This is a genomic window from Haemophilus parahaemolyticus (genome assembly GCF_002015035.1).
GTDB classification, from domain to species: Bacteria; Pseudomonadota; Gammaproteobacteria; order Enterobacterales; family Pasteurellaceae; genus Haemophilus_A; species Haemophilus_A parahaemolyticus.
On record NZ_MUXY01000020.1, the window covers coordinates 1 to 1,106 of the forward strand.

General features: G+C 42.5%; 1 protein-coding gene. It reads right to left on the reverse strand.

The features are described 5' to 3' along the window. Positions 1–43: 43 nt before the first annotated feature. Positions 44–1,036 (reverse strand): IS110 family RNA-guided transposase, encoded by a 993-nt coding sequence (locus B0185_RS09200; RefSeq protein ID WP_005706914.1) that lies wholly within the window; start codon positions 1,034–1,036, stop codon positions 44–46. Between the last annotated feature and the right edge of the window lie 70 nt (positions 1,037–1,106).

The following is a 1,106-nucleotide window of genomic DNA, read 5'->3' on the forward strand; positions in this document are numbered from 1 at the left end:
GTAGATACTGTCTCCCAACCTCAAAGTCAAATTCTTTTTTGCATTATGCAAAAATAATTTGCGGTTGATAAACAGATTGATTTTTTAACACCCCAAAGCAGATGTGCACCAAGCGACGCATTACCGCACCAACGGCTTGCATCTTGGTTTTACCTCGTTCAAGCAGGCGATTGTAATGGGCTTTGATATCAGGATTACAGCTTGTCGCTTTAACTGAAGGCAAGAACAACAAGGCTCGAAGATGCGGTGAGCCCGCTTTGCTCAATGTTGTTTTACCTTTGAGTGTTCCTGATGCACGCTCTTTGGGAATTAAGCCTAAGAAAGCTGCCATTTCCGACGCTTTCTTGAAGTTTTTGCTGTGGTAAACCACCAGCATTTGGTTTGCCACCACATCGCCAACACCAGGGATGCTTTCAAGCAATTTTTTGTCTGATTTCAGCTCCGGATTGCCATTGATGTGGTCGTTAATGTCTTTTTTAAGTAAGGCTATCGCTTCATTCAATGCCTTACGGATATGATGAATGGACAGCATAACTTCGCTTGGACTTTCTGTCGCCTCAGCTTGCTCCAAACGGTTGTTTTCTCGCAATAAATCGCCTTTTAAGGCTTCGAGACGTGCGAGTTTAGCCTTGAGCTCACGAATGCTTTTAGACTCAGGTAGCCAACGTTCTTGCGGATTTTCCGTGCCGAATAAGGCAAGTAATTTGCTATCACCACGGTCGTTTTTATGCACAAAACCTTTGTAAGCAGCGAATTTAGGCAAACGAGCGGGGTTGATTAAATTCACGATACAGCCGTGATCGTGTAAAAAGTGGGCTAACGCCTCGTGGTACACACCGGTTGGCTCCATCGTAATATGGATTTGAGAGAAGTCATCAGTGACATTTTTCTTCATCCAATCAAGGAGTTGGCTAAAGCCTGCGGGCTTATTTTCCAACACTTTAGTTTTTACGAGTTGACGGTCTTTATCTTTAAGATAAGCCACGTCAAATTTCTTTTTAGCAACATCAATACCGATAAAATGTAAAACGTTCATTTGTGTCTATCCTTGTCAATGCAGTGTCTAATCAGGTTGATTGCACTATGATACTTTGTTCAGATTACAA